16 protein-coding genes and 1 riboswitch are annotated in these 19,225 nt (G+C 51.7%); of the genes, 7 read left to right on the top strand and 9 right to left on the bottom strand.

Going from position 1 to position 19,225, the window contains the following annotated elements; all coding sequences use genetic code 11:
• The first annotated feature begins 9 nt into the window (after nt 1–9).
• The 4 genes from HGH92_RS30025 to HGH92_RS30010 all read left to right on the top strand — a co-directional run bounded on the left by HGH92_RS30025 (nt 10) and on the right by HGH92_RS30010 (nt 8,120).
• Nucleotides 10–2,382, top strand: a complete 2,373-nt coding sequence (locus HGH92_RS30025) for a DUF5682 family protein (protein WP_168874549.1) — start codon at nt 10–12, stop codon at nt 2,380–2,382.
• A complete protein-coding gene (locus HGH92_RS30020) occupies nt 2,383–3,516 on the top strand; it encodes a VWA domain-containing protein (protein ID WP_168874548.1) in 1,134 nt (377 codons plus the stop codon).
• A gap of 18 nt (nt 3,517–3,534) precedes the next feature.
• On the top strand, nt 3,535–6,462 hold the full coding sequence (locus tag HGH92_RS30015) for a DUF4132 domain-containing protein (protein WP_168874547.1): 2,928 nt from the start codon (nt 3,535–3,537) through the stop codon (nt 6,460–6,462).
• A gap of 68 nt (nt 6,463–6,530) precedes the next feature.
• Nucleotides 6,531–8,120: a beta-N-acetylhexosaminidase gene (locus HGH92_RS30010; RefSeq protein ID WP_168874546.1), complete on the top strand. Its 1,590-nt coding sequence runs from the start codon at nt 6,531–6,533 to the stop codon at nt 8,118–8,120.
• A gap of 116 nt (nt 8,121–8,236) precedes the next feature.
• Here HGH92_RS30010 and HGH92_RS30005 read toward each other — a convergent pair whose 3' ends face one another.
• Together HGH92_RS30005 and HGH92_RS30000 are read right to left on the bottom strand one after the other, a co-directional pair.
• A complete protein-coding gene (locus HGH92_RS30005) occupies nt 8,237–8,875 on the bottom strand; it encodes a hypothetical protein (protein WP_168874545.1) in 639 nt (212 codons plus the stop codon).
• A 3-nt stretch (nt 8,876–8,878) separates the two neighbouring features.
• Nucleotides 8,879–9,055, bottom strand: a complete 177-nt coding sequence (locus HGH92_RS30000; RefSeq protein ID WP_168874445.1) for a hypothetical protein — start codon at nt 9,053–9,055, stop codon at nt 8,879–8,881.
• A 277-nt stretch (nt 9,056–9,332) separates the two neighbouring features.
• On the opposite strand from HGH92_RS30000, the gene HGH92_RS29995 reads away from it, so the two are divergent.
• Nucleotides 9,333–9,620: a hypothetical protein gene (locus HGH92_RS29995; RefSeq protein ID WP_168874544.1), complete on the top strand. Its 288-nt coding sequence runs from the start codon at nt 9,333–9,335 to the stop codon at nt 9,618–9,620.
• A gap of 54 nt (nt 9,621–9,674) precedes the next feature.
• On the opposite strand, the gene HGH92_RS29990 is transcribed toward HGH92_RS29995, so the two are convergent.
• The 3 genes from HGH92_RS29990 to HGH92_RS29980 are packed head-to-tail and all read right to left on the bottom strand — an operon-like array spanning nt 9,675 to nt 12,556.
• A complete protein-coding gene (locus tag HGH92_RS29990) occupies nt 9,675–10,346 on the bottom strand; it encodes an MgtC/SapB family protein (protein ID WP_168874543.1) in 672 nt (223 codons plus the stop codon).
• A 49-nt stretch (nt 10,347–10,395) separates the two neighbouring features.
• Nucleotides 10,396–11,259 carry a pirin family protein gene (locus HGH92_RS29985; RefSeq protein WP_168874542.1) on the bottom strand — a complete coding sequence of 288 codons (864 nt, stop codon included), beginning with the start codon at nt 11,257–11,259 and terminating at the stop codon, nt 10,396–10,398.
• Nucleotides 11,260–11,269: 10 nt separating this feature from the next.
• Nucleotides 11,270–12,556: a hemolysin family protein gene (locus HGH92_RS29980; protein WP_168874541.1), complete on the bottom strand. Its 1,287-nt coding sequence runs from the start codon at nt 12,554–12,556 to the stop codon at nt 11,270–11,272.
• A 206-nt stretch (nt 12,557–12,762) separates the two neighbouring features.
• Here HGH92_RS29980 and HGH92_RS29975 point away from each other — a divergent pair, with 206 nt between their 5' ends.
• Nucleotides 12,763–13,740 carry a sulfite exporter TauE/SafE family protein gene (locus HGH92_RS29975; protein WP_168874540.1) on the top strand — a complete coding sequence of 326 codons (978 nt, stop codon included), beginning with the start codon at nt 12,763–12,765 and terminating at the stop codon, nt 13,738–13,740.
• A 14-nt stretch (nt 13,741–13,754) separates the two neighbouring features.
• On the opposite strand, the gene HGH92_RS29970 is transcribed toward HGH92_RS29975, so the two are convergent.
• Complete coding sequence (locus HGH92_RS29970) at nt 13,755–14,084, bottom strand: NirD/YgiW/YdeI family stress tolerance protein (RefSeq protein ID WP_168874539.1); 330 nt, start codon at nt 14,082–14,084, stop codon at nt 13,755–13,757.
• A gap of 147 nt (nt 14,085–14,231) precedes the next feature.
• Here HGH92_RS29970 and HGH92_RS29965 point away from each other — a divergent pair, with 147 nt between their 5' ends.
• Nucleotides 14,232–15,443 carry a dicarboxylate/amino acid:cation symporter gene (locus HGH92_RS29965; RefSeq protein ID WP_168874538.1) on the top strand — a complete coding sequence of 404 codons (1,212 nt, stop codon included), beginning with the start codon at nt 14,232–14,234 and terminating at the stop codon, nt 15,441–15,443.
• On the opposite strand, the gene HGH92_RS29960 is transcribed toward HGH92_RS29965, so the two are convergent.
• From HGH92_RS29960 to HGH92_RS29950, 3 genes are all read right to left on the bottom strand, one after another.
• A complete protein-coding gene (locus tag HGH92_RS29960) occupies nt 15,394–16,572 on the bottom strand; it encodes a trans-sulfuration enzyme family protein (protein WP_168874537.1) in 1,179 nt (392 codons plus the stop codon). The genes HGH92_RS29965 and HGH92_RS29960 overlap by 50 nt on opposite strands.
• Nucleotides 16,573–16,747: 175 nt before the next feature.
• A riboswitch (SAM riboswitch) is annotated at nt 16,748–16,858 on the bottom strand.
• A gap of 71 nt (nt 16,859–16,929) precedes the next feature.
• The gene (locus HGH92_RS29955) at nt 16,930–17,850 is read right to left on the bottom strand and encodes an NAD-dependent epimerase/dehydratase family protein (RefSeq protein ID WP_168874536.1); all 921 of its coding nucleotides are present in this window, start codon (nt 17,848–17,850) and stop codon (nt 16,930–16,932) included.
• Nucleotides 17,851–17,914: 64 nt separating this feature from the next.
• Nucleotides 17,915–19,144, bottom strand: coding sequence for a YdcF family protein (locus tag HGH92_RS29950; protein ID WP_168874535.1), 1,230 nt, complete (start codon nt 19,142–19,144; stop codon nt 17,915–17,917).
• Between the last annotated feature and the right edge of the window lie 81 nt (nt 19,145–19,225).

Below are 19,225 nucleotides of genomic sequence, written 5' to 3'. Positions count from 1 at the left end.
TGTGTAATCATGTCTGTTCATATACTTGGAATCCGGCACCATGGGCCCGGCTCCGCCAGGAACGTCAAAAATTTCCTGGAGGCGCTGCAACCCGACATTGTGCTGGTGGAAGGCCCGCCGGAAGCTGACAGCATCCTCCCGTGGGCCAGCCATGAAGCGTTGAAACCACCAGTGGCCATACTGGTGTACCAACCCGATAATCCGCAGCATTCCTGCTTTTACCCGTTTGCTGAATACTCCCCCGAATGGCAGGCGATCGGTTATGCCCAACGGCAACATATTCCCGTGCGGTTCATGGACCTGCCACTGACGCATGTATTTGCCCTCGAAAAAGAAAAACAGGCCGCTGCCGAAGCCGCGCTCCGGAAACAGGAAGTTGCACAGGCGCCGGAAACGGACAGCCCTGCGCCGGAACTGGCCGCTGCCAAATTCACTTCCCTTCCCGGAGAAACCGGCGACCTCATTGCCGTAGCTGACGAAGAAGACGAAGACTTTCCTACCGAACACCTCAGCCCGGCCACCTTCCGTCACGACCCCATCGCCTACCTCGCAGAAGCCGCAGGGTATGACGACGGCGAAAGATGGTGGGAACATATGTTTGAATACCGGCAGGCGGACGACCAGGTGTTTGATGCCGTAAGCGACGCCATGGAAGCGCTGCGGGAAGAACTGCCTTCCCGCGACAGCCGCATGGAAAAGCTGCGCGAAGCCTGGATGCGCAATATGGTCCGTCAGGCTGAAAAAGAAATGTTCACCCGCATAGCCGTGATATGCGGCGCCTGGCATGCGCCCGCCCTGAAAAACATGCCCACCCGGAAAGCAGATAACGACCTGCTGAAAGGGCTGCCTAAAGTAAAAATAGACTGTACCTGGATACCATGGACATATAGCCGTTTGAGTTATGAAAGCGGTTACGGCGCCGGCGTGCCTTCTCCCGGATGGTACCAGCATGTATGGGACCACCCGTCAGACGACGGCACCCGCTGGATGGCGCTGGTGGCCAAACTGTTCCGCGAACAGCAGAAAGACACTTCCGTGGCCCATGTGCTGGAAGCGGTAAGGCTGGCCAATGCGCTGGCATCCCTGCGGCAGTATTCCCGTCCGGGCCTCGAAGAGCTCAACGAAGCCACCCTCAGCATCTTGTGCAACGGCGAAGATGTGCTGATGCAGCTGATACGGGACGAACTGATCGTGAGCAACCGCATCGGACAGGTACCTTCGGATATTCCCAAACCACCGCTGCAAGCCGACATTGAGCGGCAGCAGAAAAAACTGCGGCTGCCACAGACGGCGGACTTCAAGGATTATATACTGGACCTCCGTAAAGACACAGACCTGGAACGCAGTATCTTCCTGCACCGGCTGGAACTGCTGGGCGTCCGCTGGGGCCAGCGGCAGGAGACCTCCGGTAAAGGCACCTTTAAAGAACAGTGGCGCCTGCAATGGGACCCCTCGTTTTCAGTAGACATCATTGAAAAAGGCAGTTGGGGCAATACCGTCCTGGAAGCCGTGACCCAATATGTGCTGGACGTATCCGGCAAAACAGCCACCCTCCGGGAAGTATGCCGGATGCTGGAATCCGCACTGCCGGCGGAACTGCCCAAAGTGGTGGACGCGCTGATACTGCGCATCAACAACCTCGCCGCCGCTGCCGGCGACGTACTGCAACTGCTGGAAGTAGTGCCTTCGCTGGTGGACATCACCCGTTATGGCAACGTGCGCAAAACAGATGCAGACCTGGTGATGAACATCGTGGAGAGCATGATCAGCAGGGTATGCATCAGTTTACCGGCCGCCTGCACTTCCGTAGGAGAAGATGCCGCACTGGAACTGTTGCAACAGTTCCAGGCCATGAACGACGCCATTAACCTGCTGCAACACCCGGACCTGACCGGCGCGTGGACAGGCACATTACAGGCTATTTCCGCCAACAGCCAGCCGGCCCCGGTGATAGCCGGGTACGCCTCCCGCCTGTTGTTTGACTTTAAAATACTGGACAGCGAAACCCTTTTCAGCCGTTTCAGTATAGCCATGTCCGTAGCCAATGCGCCAGCGGTGGCGGCAGCCTGGCTGGAAGGCTTCCTCAAAGGCAGCGGTACCCTCCTGCTGCTGGACGATACCCTCTGGAATATGGTGTGCAGTTGGGTAGGACAGCTGGAAAATGATATTTTCATGCAGATATTGCCGTTATTACGCCGCACCTTTTCTAACTTTACCGCCCCGGAAAGGAAAAAACTGGGGGAAAAAGTGAGAACAGGGACCGGTAGCGGTCCGGTGCAAACCACCGTGGCCAGCGGCATCGACGATACACGGGCTGCCCTCGGCATCCCGGTGGTAATGCAGATGTTGGGATTTTTTCACCCTGAAAACCAGGCAGAATAAATGGAAGAAAATTTACGACGGTGGCGACTGATCCTGGGAGGCGATAATAATGACGGTACAGCATTTACCCTCGACAAAAACGACCTTCAGGTAGACAAAACGCTGGAAGCCCTTTACGACAGCAACCGCAAAGGCGGACTGGGTGGCTCATCCCCCAACGTCAGCCGCTGGCTGGGCGATATCCGCAGCTATTTCCCCTCTTCCGTAGTACAGGTGATGCAAAAAGACGCCCTCAAACGACTGGACCTCACCTCCATGCTGCTGGAAAAAGAAATGCTGCAAAACGTGGAGCCAGATGTACACCTGGTAGCCACCCTGATGACGCTCAGCCGCGTGATACCGGAGAAAACCAAAGACACCGCCAGACAGGTCGTAAAAAAGGTGGTAGACGAACTGCTCAAAAAACTGTCGCAACCCATGCAACAGGCCATTACCGGCAGCCTGAACAGAAGCGTCCGCAACCGGCGGCCCCGCCATCAGGAAATCAACTGGGACCTGACCATCCGAAAAAACTTACAACATTATCAACCGGATTACAAAACAGTGATACCGGAAACACTGATCGGTTATGGCCGCAGAAGGTCATCACTGAAAGATGTGGTGCTATGCCTGGACCAAAGCGGTTCCATGGGCGCCTCCGTCGTGTATTCCGGCATCTTCGGCGCAGTGATGGCCTCTATCCCTGCCGTACAAACGAAGATGGTGGTATTTGATACCGCTGTCGCTGATCTGACAGAAGAACTGCAGGACCCTGTGGAACTGCTGTTTGGCGTACAGCTGGGCGGTGGCACCGATATTCACCTGGCCCTGCAATATTGCCAGCAGCTGATCACCAGGCCGGCAGATACCGTGCTGGTAGTGATCACCGACCTGTTTGAAGGCGGCGATGAAACCGGCATGCGTAAACGCTTTACCGACCTGGCCGCCAGTGGCGTACAGGTGGTGGTATTACTGGCCCTCAACGACGAAGGCGCACCCTCATATGATCATGAAAATGCACAGTTCCTTGCCGGTCTGGGTATACCGGTATTTGCCTGCACGCCAGACAAATTCCCGGATATGATGGCCACGGCGCTGAGCAAACAGGACATCTCCCAGTGGGCTGCCCGCGAGGATATCGTCCTGAAAAAATAAAGAACCTATTTAAGCCTTATGCCATATACTAAGGAAACTATACTACCTTTTATCGAACGACAGCAACAGCTTTATGAAGACAGCAGCCATTACGCGCAGCTGCAGGATGGGGTAGCTTTCCTTACCGGGCAAACCATTCACCCGCCTGTATGCACTGATGCAACGGTCGCCCGCGAAATGGGCGTTTTTGTACAGCTGCTGAAACTGCCCGACCAGTGGGACGACAATGACCGGCTGGTATTACAACTGCTCGCAGATCCCCTCGTCTGGCAGCAGTGCCGGGACAGGTTTCTTCAACATGTTGTGCCGATGCTGGACACACCTGGTTCCGCATCCGCCATCGTTATGCGCTTCAGTTACTTTACCAGCTACCTGCAACAAAGAGGCTGCAGCACTGAAGACATCGGTTCTATCCTGATCATCTATTCAGGCGACGGCCACAACTTTGACCTGGCGCCACTGAAATTCACACCACTGCGAAAATTCCTCCAGGACCTGATCAAAAGCGCGGAATGGCCAACTGTTGATGCCTACCTCCGCACCTGGAAACAACAAGGCTGGAACTCCCTCTTTTTCCGGCTCCTCTCCAAAGGACATCCGGAACGCGAAACGGAGTACCTCGAGTATATCCTCGCCCAGCCGGACAAAGGATTTGTCAACGTAGAGCTGTCGCGGGTACTGTTGCAGCTCAATACTGACAAATATCTGCCGCTGATAGAAAAAGCCGTGGCCCATCTGGCCACATTGCCTGACTATACCGCACAACTGTGTGGTTATTACCTGCTGGCCCAATATCAACCGGAAGCATATCAACCACGGCTGCTGAAAGCCGCTTATGCATACCTGCAGGAATACAACAGCAGCATTACCGGCCAGGCGTTCCGCCAGCAGCAGATCGCCATGGGGAGCGCTTCCTCGCTGCCAGCGCCCGATGTGATCGCCGTAGGCCAGCTGCTCCGTCAGGAAAGGCAACAGGCCATTCTTTATCTCGACACCCATCTGGACGAAAGAAAATACCTGCATCCGGAAGCATTTCAGCTGATACAACAGGAACTGGGCAACCAGGCCGTTCCCCTGTTGCTCAAAGCCATTGACAACGATTACGAAGCCAAACATATTTTCCCGCTGCTCACCCGGCTGGACGCATCATTGTATGCTGAAAGGTTATGGGACTTCACCCTGCATAAACTGAAATCGGTGCGTATGCTCGTTGCCGTTATACTGGCAGAACATCCGCAGGCGCTCGAACGCGCAGGCCTGCTGTTACAGCATAAGAAAGCGGAACAGCGACTTACCGCCGTACAGATACTCTGCAGGCTGGACATGCCCGAAGCCAGACAGCTGCTGCAACAGGCACTCCAGCAGGAAATCAACGACGACGCACGCGACCTGATGCTGGAAACATTGGGCCATACCTTCGCAGGAGAAGACGACACTACTACCGCACAACAGTTGGTGGCCTTCGCCAAAAAACGGCACAAACTCAACCGACCGCTCGAAAAGTGGCTGGACGACACGGTGTTACCACCTTTATATCTGCTCAACGGCGAAGCCCTTACGCTGGACATGAAACGTTTTCTTCTATACCGCATGTCGCGCATAGAGGAGATGACGGTTGACATGGAAGCCAGGCCGTTGTTGCGCCTGATAGACCGCACCACCAGCGGCGACTTCTCCATGCACCTTTTCCAGTTGTACCTGTCCCGCAATGGCGACGCCAAAGCGAAATATCTGCTGGCGCTGGCCGGCCTCACCGGCGACGACCGGATGGCCCTCACCCTCGAACAGGCCATCTACCAATGGATCGGTGAAAAAAGGCTACGCATGGCAGAACACGGCGTTGGCGCGCTGGCCATGCATGGCAGCAAACAGGCACTGCATACCGTAGAATTCCTGTCCCGCAAATACCGCGTCCGTAAGGCCAACGTAGGGGCGGCAGCGTTAGCCGGCATGCAACAGGTTGCTGCCGAACTGGGCATCAGCATGCACGAACTGGGCGACCGTATCGTTCCTGATTTTGGCTTTAAAGACATGCTCCTGCCCTTTGATGTGAAAGGCGATACCTATTATTTGTATATCGATCAGCAGTTTAAACTCGCTGCGATCAATAACAGGCAACGGAAACTTAAATTCATTCCGGTCGCCATTACGGCTGAAACCAAAGAAAGGATCAAACAACTGGGCAAAGCCATCGCCGAAACCGTGAAGCAGCAAACCGCCAGGCTCGAACATTTCCTGGTGGTGCAACGCAAATGGGAACCGGCACAATGGCAACAGTGTTTTCTCCATCACCCGGTCATGTTCGTATATGCCACCCGGTTACTCTGGGCTTTATATGACGCACAGGACCAGCTGATCACCGGTTTCCAGTGCCGCAACGACCGTAGCCTGACTGATCTTCACGGCCGGCTGGTCACCATTCCCGCCGGCGCCTCCATCCGGGTGCTGCATCCGCTGTACCTCAGCAACGAAGCAATCGCCCAATGGAAACAGCGTTTTGCCGAAGATGGCATCGAAGCCGTGTTCCCGCAACTGGACAGGCCCGTGGCGGCTATCCCGCCGCAACAGGCCGATACTACGCTGGTGCATGACTTTGAGGACATTGCCCTCGAAAGCACGCTGCTCAATAAACATATGGAGCAGAAAGGCTGGAAGCTCAGTGAAGGCGCTGAAGGCAAATATGTATATGCCTACCACAAAACAGATGATGAAAACCAGCTGGAAGTGATCGTGGAAATGAGCAGCATTTATAAGGAAGAAGGTTTCCGCTACAAACTGGGCACCCTCTATTTTGTAGATAAAACCAAAATGCGGCAACGCTGGTCCAGAAACCCGGATAAAGAAACCGATGAGTGCCTGATGCCCCTTGGCCATGTACCACCGGTATTCTATTCCGAAGCGATCACCGATATCGCCGTGTCCCGGCAAAAGGTAGAAGTGGCCTGAAGCATTTAAACATGAGATTTTTTTTGTATTTTATCGTTCGTTAGATTTGTGAACAATAAAATACATATATGCTCAGATTTCAATCCATGGTCATCAGCAGCTGCCTGTTGCTGGCCGTGACTGCCAAAAAGTTGCAGGCACAACGCCTTATACCGCAACCCACGCAGGTAACCGCTACCACCGGCATTTTCAAACTCTCCGGTACGACCGCCATCGTAGCTGGCGCCAGTACCGGAGAGGCTAAATACCTCCAGGAAGCATTTAACAACCGTATCCGCCTGAAGCTTCCGTTACAACCTGCCGCCCAAAACAACTATATCCGTTTATCGCTCAATCCGAAGCTGGACTCTTCCCTTGGTAAGGAAGGCTACCTCCTGAAAGTTACGCCTGTCGGCGCCACTATCACCGCGGCCACCAACGCCGGAATATTTTATGGCGTACAGTCCCTCCAACAACTTATCCGCTATAACGAGACCAACGGTTTCACTATCTCCGCCGTGGAAATAAAAGACAAACCCCGCTTTGGCTGGCGTTCCTTTATGCTCGACGAAGCGCGCCACTTTAAAGGAGCAACGGCTGTTAAAAAGCTGTTGGATGAAATGGCTGCACTGAAAATGAACACCTTCCACTGGCACCTCACCGATGACCAGGGCTGGCGGATAGAGATCAAAAAATATCCCCTGCTGACGAAAGTAGGCAGTCACCGCGATTCTACGCAGACCGGCAGCTGGAACAGCACTGTTTATGACGGTAAACCGCATGATGGTTTTTATACGCAGGACCAGATCCGCGATATTATTGCCTATGCCACCGCCCGTCACATCACCATTATTCCTGAAATAGAAATGCCCGGCCACTCTGCTGCGGCCATTGCCTCCTATCCCTGGCTGGGCACGCAACAGACGCCTATCAAAGTACCCGGAAAGTTTGGCGTGCACTACGATGTATACAATGTGGCAGATCCAAAAGTAGTTGGGTTCCTGCATGATGTACTGGACGAAGTGATGCAGCTCTTCCCTTCCAAAGTGATCCATATTGGCGGCGATGAGGTGAAATACGACCAGTGGAAAACCGATGCCAACGTACAGGCCTATATGAAAGCCAATCAGCTGGCCACTCCCGCAGATCTTCAGATCTATTTTACCAATAACATTTCCACTTACCTTGCCGGCAAACAACGCCGCATGATGGGCTGGAATGAGATCATGGGCGCCAAACTGCATGAATACAACGATACCAAAGACGTAGGCACCACGCAGCTGGCTCCCGGCACGATCGTACATTTCTGGAAAGGCGAACTTAAACTGATCACCGATGCGGTATCAAAAGGATACGATGTGGTCAACTCCTACCATGCCGCTACGTACCTGGATTACAACTACGAACAGATATCACTGGAAAAGGCATATGCCTTCGACCCGATTCCCGCAGGGCTGGACGCTAAATACCATCAAAAAATTCTGGGCACAGGATGTCAGATGTGGGGAGAATGGATACCAGATGAAATGTCCATGGAAGAAAAAGTGTATCCCCGCCTCGCGGCTTATGCAGAAGACGGATGGACACTTCCGGCCAATAAGAACTATCGCGAATTTGAGAAGGCGCTGGCAAACTTTTATGCCCGCTGGAGCGAACATAGCATCTTCTATCACCGGTAAATAACATTTACGGATTGGGGATTTTTTGATTTTGAGATTTGTAGGAGCGAAGATTATATGTTAATCATTTCGCTAAATCCAAAATTCCAAAATCAAAAAATCCCACCATCCGTAAATCAGGATTTGCTCTTCAGCGTGTAGCCGTTACCGATTTTTACCAGCTGATAACGGATGATCTTCCTTTTATCCGTCGTCAGGGCCTGTGGCTGACCTTCCCCGAAGGCCGGATACGTGCGTACCAGTTCGTTATTTTGAATATAAAAAGAATCTCTTCCCTGGTAGTCTTTTGCGTTCAGGCTATCGATGTCACCAGTATTGATTTTTATCGCTCCTTTCTTTTGGACCACAAGGCCGTATACTTTTCCGTTGAGACCGGTGCCGGTGGAAATATTAAAAACGTATACCTCCGGTTGCCCGTCCTTATCGAGGTCAGCTACCGCCACGCCGCCGATATTGCCTTTCACGTCTTTTTCAATGATGGTGTCCATACGGGTTGAATCCTTTACGTTGCCTATACCAACATAGAGGTTACGCAGCGTACCGTCGCCGCGGGTAGACACACTGAAACGATAATCTTTAAAGGTAGTATCCAGTTTAAAAGTGGCCCTGTTTTCTGTTGGTGCAGGTGTTGGCGGCCTGGTACTGTCGTTGGCCTTGTCCTGCTGATTAGCCTTTTGCTCCGTCAATTGGTTACAGCCTGTGAAAGTGGCGGCCAGACAGCTGCAGGCCAACAAATACATTACATGCTTCAACATAGTTTATCGTTTATGTTTGGATGATTTGTGTGCCTTTCGGTTGTGCGTGGTATCTGAACCTTTAAAATCCTGTTCCTCGTTTTTACGGCTGTCAAGGTTGTCCCTTATTTCCGGCTTGGGCATATTGCTCAAAGGCATCTGCTTGCTCTGATGTGTATTTTCACTTCTTGTACTTTTCATAACCTGTATTTTGAGGTGAATAATACAGGACGTGCTACAAATGCAGTGCCTTAGTGCCGGATTTACCACAGGCAGCGCTTTCGAAGCTCCGCCATTGTCACTCCCCTTCCCCTGAATGACGGCCAAAATCCACACTGTGGGCCTGGTTGGTCTCTGCAAACAGATTTTGAAGTGGTGGCCACAACAGGTCATTTTCAATATTTTATGCCTGTCCGTGCCATTGGTACAAAATCCAGCATGATATTGGTCATCTACCTACAGACAAAAAATGAATTTTATGAAGAACCTTCCTGCTACAATTGGACTCATGATCGTATTGTTTGTATTTTTTCTGTTCCAGGGCAACGCCGACCGTACGCTACAGGCTAATCCCATGAATCAGGATGAGCTGGTGAAACAGGCCGGGTACCAGGAAATCCTGCAGGATACCTTTCCTCCCAGAACGAGGGATACTATTAATCCTGCCCGTAAAATGAAGAAGGAAAAAAAGGAGATGAAGGAGATGAAAAAAGACATGAAAAAACATCAGAGAGATAGCTCTTACAAAAAAGATTCGATCATGTAAAGTAACGTAAAGTAATTTACCGCCCTGACAATTGTCAGGGCTTTTTTTATGCTTTTACGCGCTCCAGGAAATTTCCTTTACTCCGCTGTCGGCCTGTATTTCGGCTATCAGTGCAGTAAATGTGGTCTTGTCCAGATTTTTAAAGCGGATGCTCAACAGAAAAAGCGTGTCTGTTTGTTCAATATTACAACCGATGATAGAGAGGGCGCTGTTGTGAAAAAGGTTGTTGATCAGTTCTACCGATTTACTTCTTTCGAAGGTGACAATGCGAATGCTTTTATGTTCAAAGCGGGAGAGAAATTTTTTTTCCAGGGGTTGCAGTGCCCACAGGATAATAATGGCGATCACGGTGGCGGTTAGTGCGGCAAAATACATCCCGCCGCCGGTAGCCAGTCCGATGGCCGCTACCGTCCAGAGCCCTGCTGCGGTGGTAAGGCCCCTGATGACGCCTTCTTTCAGGAAGAGGATGGTGCCTGCCCCGATGAAACCAATGCCGCTGATCACCTGCGCGGCCACCCTGGAAGGGTCCAGTACTACGTTGGGCCTGCCGAGGATATCTTCAAAGCCGTAGGCGGAAACCATCATCGTGAGCGCGGCGCCTACGCATACCATCATATGTGTACGCAGACCAGCAGCCCAGTCTTTGCGTTCCCGCTCCAGACCGATCATGCCGCCGAACAGGGCGGCAAGCGAAAGCCTTAACAGTATTTCCGTCCATGGGATCATACTATTAAAGTTACTGTATTATTCTGTAACAGGAATGGCTGTACGTTGTTTACGCCTCCAGTGTGCCGAAGAGGCCATTTTTGTAGTCGGCGATGGCCTGGTCCACTTCTGTGGCCGTGTTCATGACGAAGTTGTCTTTGGCCGCTACCGGCTCATTGATCGGTTCTGCGCAGAGATAGAGTATGCGGGTTGTTTCTTTGCAGGTGATCTGAATATCTTCCGCGGCATCGTCCCTGTCAAATATCACGAGGTGATAACCGTTGACCGCAGTACCATTGACCGTAATTTGCCCGTCCACCACATACAGCAGTGTCCAGTAGCCCGGCGTAGCCTTGAGCGTAACGGATTTGCCGGCCTGTATAGCCCCCCAGATGGCGATGATGGGAGTGAAATTTTGCAGCGGGCCGGTTTTGCCTTCATAGTTACCGCTGACGAGCGTCAGCTGCACCCCTTCGGCCTGGGCCACGGCAGGCATGTCTGCGCCTTTTACATATTGATAGTAGGGGTCGTCGCCTTTACGGGCAGCCGGTGCATTGAACCACAATTGCAGCAGTTCATAATTGCCGCCTTTACGGAGAAAATCTTCGGAGGGGCCTTCACTGTGGAGGATGCCTTTACCGGCGAACATCCATTGCACGTCACCGGCGGTGACCGTCATGGCATTGCCTGCATTGTCGCGGTGATAGCCCTGTCCCTGCAGCATGAAGGTGACCGGTGAAAAGCCGCGGTGCGGATGCGGGTGCAGCCTTTCTGCCGGAGCGCCCGGTGCATAGTATTTTGCCGGCATATGGTGCAGCACAATAAACGGACTGGCGAAACGGAACTGCGCAGAGGGCAGCGGTTGCCTTACCACTTCCGTGTCGGTAATATGTTTTTCCCGGCCTTCAATCACATGCAGGACCTTCTTTTCCATATGGCAATATTTATCGGATCAACTTTAAGCGTGCTTTCTCAACAGAGCTTCTGAACATCTTCAGGATCAGCACTTCATAATTTTCGATGACCAGCACCTCTCCTTCTCTCGGGATGTTACCATGGATATAGTTGATTAAACCGGAGAGTGTTTCATAATGTTCACTTTCGGGGAGTGGCACCGGCAGCAGTTCATTAATATCAGCGAGGTATTCATGGGCGTCCACCAGGTAGGTGTTTTCGTCCTTTTTCTCTACGATAGGGGTTTCCTGGTCGTGTTCATCCTGGATGTCGCCTACCAGTTCCTCGAGGATGTCTTCCATGGTAACGATACCTTCCGTATCGCCAAATTCGTTGGTCACCACCGCCATCTGGAGGCGCTGGCTCTGGAAAGTGCGGAGCAGGTCCTTGATCTTCATGCTGTCAGGCACGTAGAAGCAGGGCTTGAGGATATCCTGTATGTTGGTGAGCGTTTTTTCCAGCACGCCCTTAACGAGGTCTTTGGTATAAATAACGCCTTTCAGTTCATCGAGGGTATTGCTGTACACCGGGTAACGGGAATAGCCGTCTTTGATCACCTGGTCTATCAGTTCCTGGAAGGGTTTGCTGATATCGAGGGCGGAGATGTCTTTGCGGTGGGTCAGGATTTCTTTTACGCGGCTGTCATCGAATTCGAACACGTTCTGGATCAGTTCGCGTTCGGTTTCCTCGATAGCGCCGCCTTCCTGGCTCTCGGAGATGATGAGCTTCAGTTCCTCTTCCGAATGGATTTCAGACTCCCCAACGGGCGTTAAACCGATCATGCGGAGGATGCTGTTGGCCAGGCCATTGAGCAGCCATATAAACGGCCGGAAAATAACGAAAAAGAACCGCAGTGGCAGGGCCACCGTCAGGGTGGTGGGCAGCGGTTTCCGGATAGCCATTGATTTGGGGGCCAGTTCACCGAAAACAATATGCAGTATGGTGATGGTCAGAAAAGCTACCGGTATGGCGATGTTATGCGCTGTACTTTCCGTCATCCGGATGTGCAGTGCGTCCATCAGCCGCAGGATCAGGGTGGTTACGACAGATTCGCCGACCCAGCCCAGGCCGAGGGAGGCCAGGGTGATGCCCAGCTGAGTGGCCGCCAGATAGCCGTCGAGGTTACCCAGGATATGTTTGGCCGCTGTTGTGGCCCTGTTCAGGCCGCCTTTGCTGTTGATCTGTGAAGAACGTACTTTCACGATGGCAAATTCCGCCGCTACAAAAAATCCATTTAATAAAACTAGAAAACAAGTCAGAAAAACCTGCAAAAGCATGAATGTGGTAATTGGTTCGCAACCCCAAATATAGGTAAATCAATTTTTATGCGTCTGTTTTTCTCGCAAAGCTGCATATGCGAAGGTGCAAAGCAGAAAGAGCGTCCCTTTTGCGCTTTGCATAAAAAAAATTTCACACAATAGTCTACTAATTTCATAGAGTTTATGTATTTTGTGGACAAATTAGGCTGGCTCATTGTTTAAAAATGGAGAAACAAACAACCACAATAGTCACTACAGTGCCTGCGGACGAAGCAACACTGAAGCCCTTGCTGGTTAGCGGGGCGGTGACTGGCGGCGATGCCGCCGCAGTAAAAAAGCAGCGATGGATTTATTGGTTGACAGGTATTTTACTCCTGACGATAACGCTTGCCCTGGTCTGGTACTTTGTACCGACGTTCAGGGTGCATGTGGAAGACGTGCCGCCTACTTTTTACTATTTCCTGGCGGCGGGCTTCCTGTTTGCCATGATTGACGGCGCCATTGGCATGTCTTACGGCATAACCTCCACGACTTTTTCCCTGAGCATGGGCATTCCGCCCGCTTCTGCCAGCACGGCGGTGCATATATCGGAAATCCTCAGCAACGGCATTGCCGGATGGATGCACTTCAAAATGGGCAATGTCAACAAAAAACTGTTTAAAATCCTGATCATTCCGGGCATTGCCGGTGCAGTGATCGGCGCCTATCTCCTCTCCTCTCTCGAACATTATTCGATGTACACCAAACCGGTGGTATCGTTATATACCCTGATACTGGGCTCTATTATCTTTAAGCGGGCTATTCAGGCACAACGCGCCCAACATACCGGCAAAAAAATAAAGCGTATCGGGCTGCTGGGCTTTGGCGGAGGTTTTATCGACGCCATCGGCGGTGGCGGATGGGGCTCTATCGTGCTGTCCTCTCTTATTGCGGGCCGCAGGCATCCCCGTTTTTCACTGGGCACGGTAAAGGCTACCCGCTTTTTTATCGCCATGCTGAGCTCCCTCACCTTTGTGGCCGCACTGTCCCATGTTCACTGGGACGCGGTACTGGGACTGGTCATTGGCAGCGCCGTGGCTTCTCCCATTGCAGCCAAGGTGTCCAATAAGATTTCTGCCAAAACCATTATGATGGCGGTGTCCATCATTGTGATCGCGGCCAGCATCAAGAGCATCTACAGCTTTGTGTTTAAGCTATTGTAATCTACCATCTGGTTCTAATCATGCGTTACAGGCCGGTTAGCCGTCAGGGTGACCGGCTTGTTGATTTCATACTGTACCCAGGCTTCGACGATCACTTCCTCCCTGTCGCTGAAGGGTTTGCCGGGCAGGAACTTATCTGCAATATCCACGCGGATCTCAGCGGTACGGTCTTCCAGCAGATAGGTGGTTTTACCGACCTTTTCGGTGATGTACCCTTTGATTTTTACTGTCGTACTGTCGTAAGTTAGCTGCCGTGCGTTTTTCAGGACTTCTCCTATCGTATAGTACTTATGCTGGGCAAGAAAACACAACGGTAATAATAAACCCAGTAACAAACATTTCATATGGACGATGTTGGTTTGATAGTGTAACAAGCGGGAGGGCCAAAAGGTTACACGTATAGGCGGTAACGTTGTCTTACCGTCTAAAATTCATATTTAAATAATATGCGTGAAATGTGCTAGCTTTCGGGAAGAAATAAATTTCCATACATGGAAGTCCTCAAGAATTACCGTGATATATTCCTGCTGCTGGGCGGAATTATCGCAGGTTCCATAGCCGGGGCGCTATTGGGGCCAAAGGTGGAAGTGATCAAACCGATTGGTGATATTTTTCTCAACCTTTTATTTACGACTGTCATACCACTGGTATTTTTTGCGATCGCGTCTGCCATTGCGCATATCGATGCGTCGCACCGGCTGGGAAGGGTATTGGGTGTGATGTCATTGGTATTTCTCAGCACATTGCTGATTGCTGCTTTTCTGACTATTGTGGCCGTCTGGATATTTCCCATTCACCAGAAAGTGGTGCTGACGCCCGTAACAGATCATGCCAGCGCCGGCACTTTCGGCGAGCAGCTGACGCGGCTGCTGACGGTCAGCGAGTTTTACGAGTTGCTTTCCCGCAAGAACATGTTACCGTTCATTATCTTTTCGGTACTGACCGGCATGGCCGCGATGCGGGCGGGAGAACGGGGCGCTTCTTTCCGGCGTTTCCTGCATTCGGGCAACGAGGTGATGAAAGACCTGCTGGCATTACTGATGAAGGCCGCCCCCCTGGGGCTGGGCGCTTATTTCGCCTACCAGGTAGGTACGGTGGGCCCGCAGTTGTTTGGCACCTATGCGCATTCGCTGGCTATCTATTATGGCTTCGGCGCTATTTATTTCCTGGCTGGCTTCAGCTTCTATGCTTTTGTGGCCGGCGGTTTCCGGGGGGTGAAGATTTTCTGGAAAAACAATATCGTCCCCACCCTTACCGCTGTCGGCACCGGCAGCAGTATCGCCACTATTCCGGCCAACCTGGAAGCGGTACCCAAAATGGGAGTGCCGGCATCTGTTGGCAACGTGGTCGTGCCGTTGGGCGCAACGCTGCATAAAGATGGTTCCAGCATCAGCTCCATCATCAAGATGGCGGTTGTTTTTGCCATGTACGGCAAAGGTTTCGACAGTGTCAACGTGATTGTGATGGCACTGGGCATTACCGTCATCGTAAGCATTGTGGAAGGCGGCATTCCCAACGGTGGTTACATCGGGGAGCTGCTGGTGATGTCGGTATACAATTTCCCCCCGGAGGCGCTCCCGCCGCTGATGGTGATCGGCACCCTGGTAGATCCGCTGGCCACCATTTTAAACGCGACGGGAGATAACGTAGCCGCTATGCTGGTAACCCGGTTTCTGCCAAAGCGGGCTGCGGTAAGTGTTTAAAGGCCTGCTCCAGGTCGGCGAGCAGGTCGGTCGCTTCTTCCAGGCCTATAGACAAACGTATCAGGCTGTCGCTCACACCGGCAGCCTTTCTTTTTTCGGCCGGTATGGATTTATGGGTCATGGTAGCGGGATGGCTCACCAGGCTTTTAATACCGCCGAGACTTTCAGCGAGTTTAAAATAGTGGGTGGATGTCACAAAAGCGGTGGCTGCTTCTTCGCGGTCATCTTTCAATGAGAAAGAGATGATGCCGCCAAAGCCCTTGCTCTGTTGTTTTGCCAACGCATGGCCGGGATGGGAAGGCAGCCCCGGATAAAACACTTTATCTACCGCCGGATGTTGTTCAAGGTATTCGGCGACGACCTGTGCAGAGGCGACATGCTGGCGGATGCGCAGGTGCAGTGTTTCAATGCCGCGTATGAGCAGGAAGCTGTCGAACGGTGACAGGATAGCGCCACAGGCGTTCTGATAAAATTTGATCTCCTCTCCCAGCTGCGGCGTTTTAGACACTACCACACCGGCGATCAGGTCACTGTGGCCACCCAGGTATTTGGTGGCGCTGTGAATGACCAGGTCGGCACCAAGGGCCAGTGGCTGCTGCAGCACCGGTGACGCAAACGTATTGTCCACACAAAGGAGACAGTTACTTGCCTTGGCGATACGGCTGATGGCCGCAATATCAGAAATCTTCAACGTAGGATTGGTGGGTGTTTCCAGCCATATTAGGCGTGTGGCCGGTGTAATGGCCTGGAATACCGCCTGTGTGTCGGCCGTGTCCACATAATGCACTTTGATACCGAATTTTTCATACACTTTATGAAAGAGGCGGAAAGCGCCGCCATAGATATCATCTACCGCCACAATTTCATCTCCGGCCTTCAGCAGTTTGATGACCGCGTCTATGGCTGCCAGACCGCTGGCAAAGGCGGAAGCGGCTGCGCCGCCTTCAAGTCCGGCGATGATTTTTTCTGCTGTTTCGCGGGTGGGGTTGTTGGACCGGGCATAGTCATAACCTTTGTTTACACCGGGAGCTTCCTGTACGAAGGTGGATGTCTGGTAGATGGGAACAGCGATTGCGCCTGTTTGCGGATCTACGGGAATAGAATGGATCAGTGATGTGATAGTGCTCATCTGTACTTGTTTTTTAGTTTGATGAAAAATGAATAAACAAGTTCTATGCAGCGCCCATCAAGAGATTTGGTTATTGTGTCATTTTATTATAGTCATTAAAATAAAAATGCAGCGGGTATATATCCGCTGCATTCCTATAATAAAATATCTAAATGAAATAACAATCAAATGTAGATACTTATCTTTCCCGGCTTCGCCGGGATGGATGCAGCACCTTTCATCAGTGCCATGATGAAGGTTGCTAAGGTATCGTCGGGCCATTTCCCTCCTCCTTTCTTGATAAGCGATTAAAAGAACTGGTGCAAAGATAGGACACAAATTCAAACTACCAAATTTATTTCCTACAAATTTTGTAGACTATTCATATTGCAGGGTAAGTTTAACACCTTCTTCATAGGAAGTAGGTTTTACCTGAAAGTGTTTTTCAAATTTGGATGAATCGAAAATATAGGGATAGTTGCTTTGGTACAACATCTCTCCCAGTTCGCGGATGGTGGAATCGAAAAGGCCGGAAACAGCTATGAGGAAGCGGTTCAGCTTCATATACTTTGGCTTAACGCCCATCTGGCGCGCGATCATCTCCATATATCCTTTGCCGTCCGGGGCCGGATTGGCAGTAGGCAGATGCCATACCTGGTTCCAGGAGGAATCGTCCTGGGAAAGCAGGTAAAGTCCTTTGCCGGCGTCGGGGGTGAAGGTGTAGCTATGGGTGACGTTGTCTTTGCCCAGCCACATGGCGGAACTATTCTTTTTGAATTTGTCGATGATCAGCAGGTTAAGGAAGCCGGTCTTGTCTGCGCCGGGGCCGTAGAAATCCGCTGCCCTGGCGATAGTGGCCGTAATGTTACCGGCTTTGACTTCCTCCATCAGTTGCGTGGCAATAGCGGCCCGGATTTTTCCTTTTTTGCTGACAGGCTTGTAGGGGGTGTTTTCTGTCATCGGACCGTTTACTAACCCATAAGAATATACGTTATCGAAGAAGATCAGTTTAGCGCCTTCCGCTTTACAGGCTTCGATGACGTTGCTCATGATGCGGGGCCATGCAACGGCCCATAGTTTATGGTCATATTTCAATCCGGCCGTGAGGAACACGACAGTAGCGCCGGCTACCGCGCGGCGGGTTTGCGCGGCGTCAGTGATGTCTGCGGCCACCAGGTCGGTGATGCCGGCAATAGCCTGAGGAGAGCGGCTTACGAGGCGTACCTGCTTTCCGTTTTTTACCAGTTCTTTGGCCAGTTCATTGGCGATTACGCCACCGGCGCCGAGGATAGTGTACATGAAGTTGTGTGTTTTATGAATAACAAGTGTGACGATTCATCATAGTACATACTGTGGTCCGCGATCAGGGATCGAGCGGGTCGAGTGAGTTGGCCTGCAGCGACTTCAGGTCGGGTATAAAAGAGAGGAAATTCAGGTCGGCCTGCTGCATGTCCGTCGCCGGCTGATAGTTCAGTTCTTCCTCGCAGCGTTTGCCGAAAACCGGGCTGGCCACGTAATACAGTTGCAAGGCGTCAGATACGCACAGCATCCGCTTTTCCAGGGGTATGCCGCTTTTCCAGGCAATGCGGACAGCATTGCGGATATTGGTAGTGGTATGCCGTGCATGAGGCTCCACAATAATCGCATCGGCCGGTACTTTCAGTTCGCTGACCATATATTTTTTCATCTCCACCGCTTCTGCGTAAGGTGTTCCAAACGGATGCACGTGGCCGCCGGAAACGATGATAAAGGGAGCTTTCCCGCTATGGTACATCTCTGCCCCAATGCGGCAGCGGTTTTTGCCGGCATCACTGATGGACGCTTTGTCACCCGGGCCGGCGCCTGGAATAAGCAATGCGGAGTAAGCATATTTGTTCCAGTCGGCCTTCTTCACTTTCGTGTAGGCGTCTTTGTTAGTCTCCTCCAATGGCATGTACCGGGCGCATTCATCATGTTTGTTCAATACCAGCAGTCCCACCGCCACTGCCAGCGGCGACTGGAAAAACAGGCTGTTGGTGGAGGTACTGCGGGCAACGGACGTCATTAATTTTGTCAGCGCCTGTTTATAGGCAGGGCTTTCCACATAAAAAGAAGCCGAGTCGATTTTAGGGTAGCGGAAACCCTTATTGGTCGTATAGGCGTTGAGGATATAGTTCACTCCATGGGCGGCGTCCTGCCAGGATTTTGTGAGCAACGTGCTGTCGGGGGCAGTGGCATATAGCTGAAAAAAACCTGAACGGCGCATATGTTGCAGGAGTGTGCCCATTTCCCGCGGATGCTGTTGCAGCATCCTGGCGAAGCAGGTATTAAAACGGGCGATAGTGGCATCGTCAAGTTGTATGTCTGTGGGACGATGTGCTGACTGCAGCTTATCGCGATAGATATTGTTCCACCGTACAAAGCTGGTGTCTTTCAGCACCAGCCTGTTGACTTCCGGCAGGTGTTCGAGTAAGGTAAAGAGGTAAAAGTTCCTGTTTACGATTATGTTTTTTTCCTGTAGTTGCCTGTAACCAGGGTCTGGTGCGGGAGTTTGAGCGGAGGTGGCCAGTATGCTGCTGCATAAAGGGACTATTATCCATGCGTAATAATTCATAATCGTCCACGAAAGTGTTATTGTTTTAGAATAGAGCAGCAAAGTACAAATTACCTTTAAATAACATTTACTTGAATATAG

Origin of the sequence: Chitinophaga varians, from assembly GCF_012641275.1 — a bacterium.
Taxonomy (GTDB): domain Bacteria; phylum Bacteroidota; class Bacteroidia; order Chitinophagales; family Chitinophagaceae; genus Chitinophaga; species Chitinophaga varians_A.
This window is presented reverse-complemented; position numbering and strand designations above follow the sequence as displayed.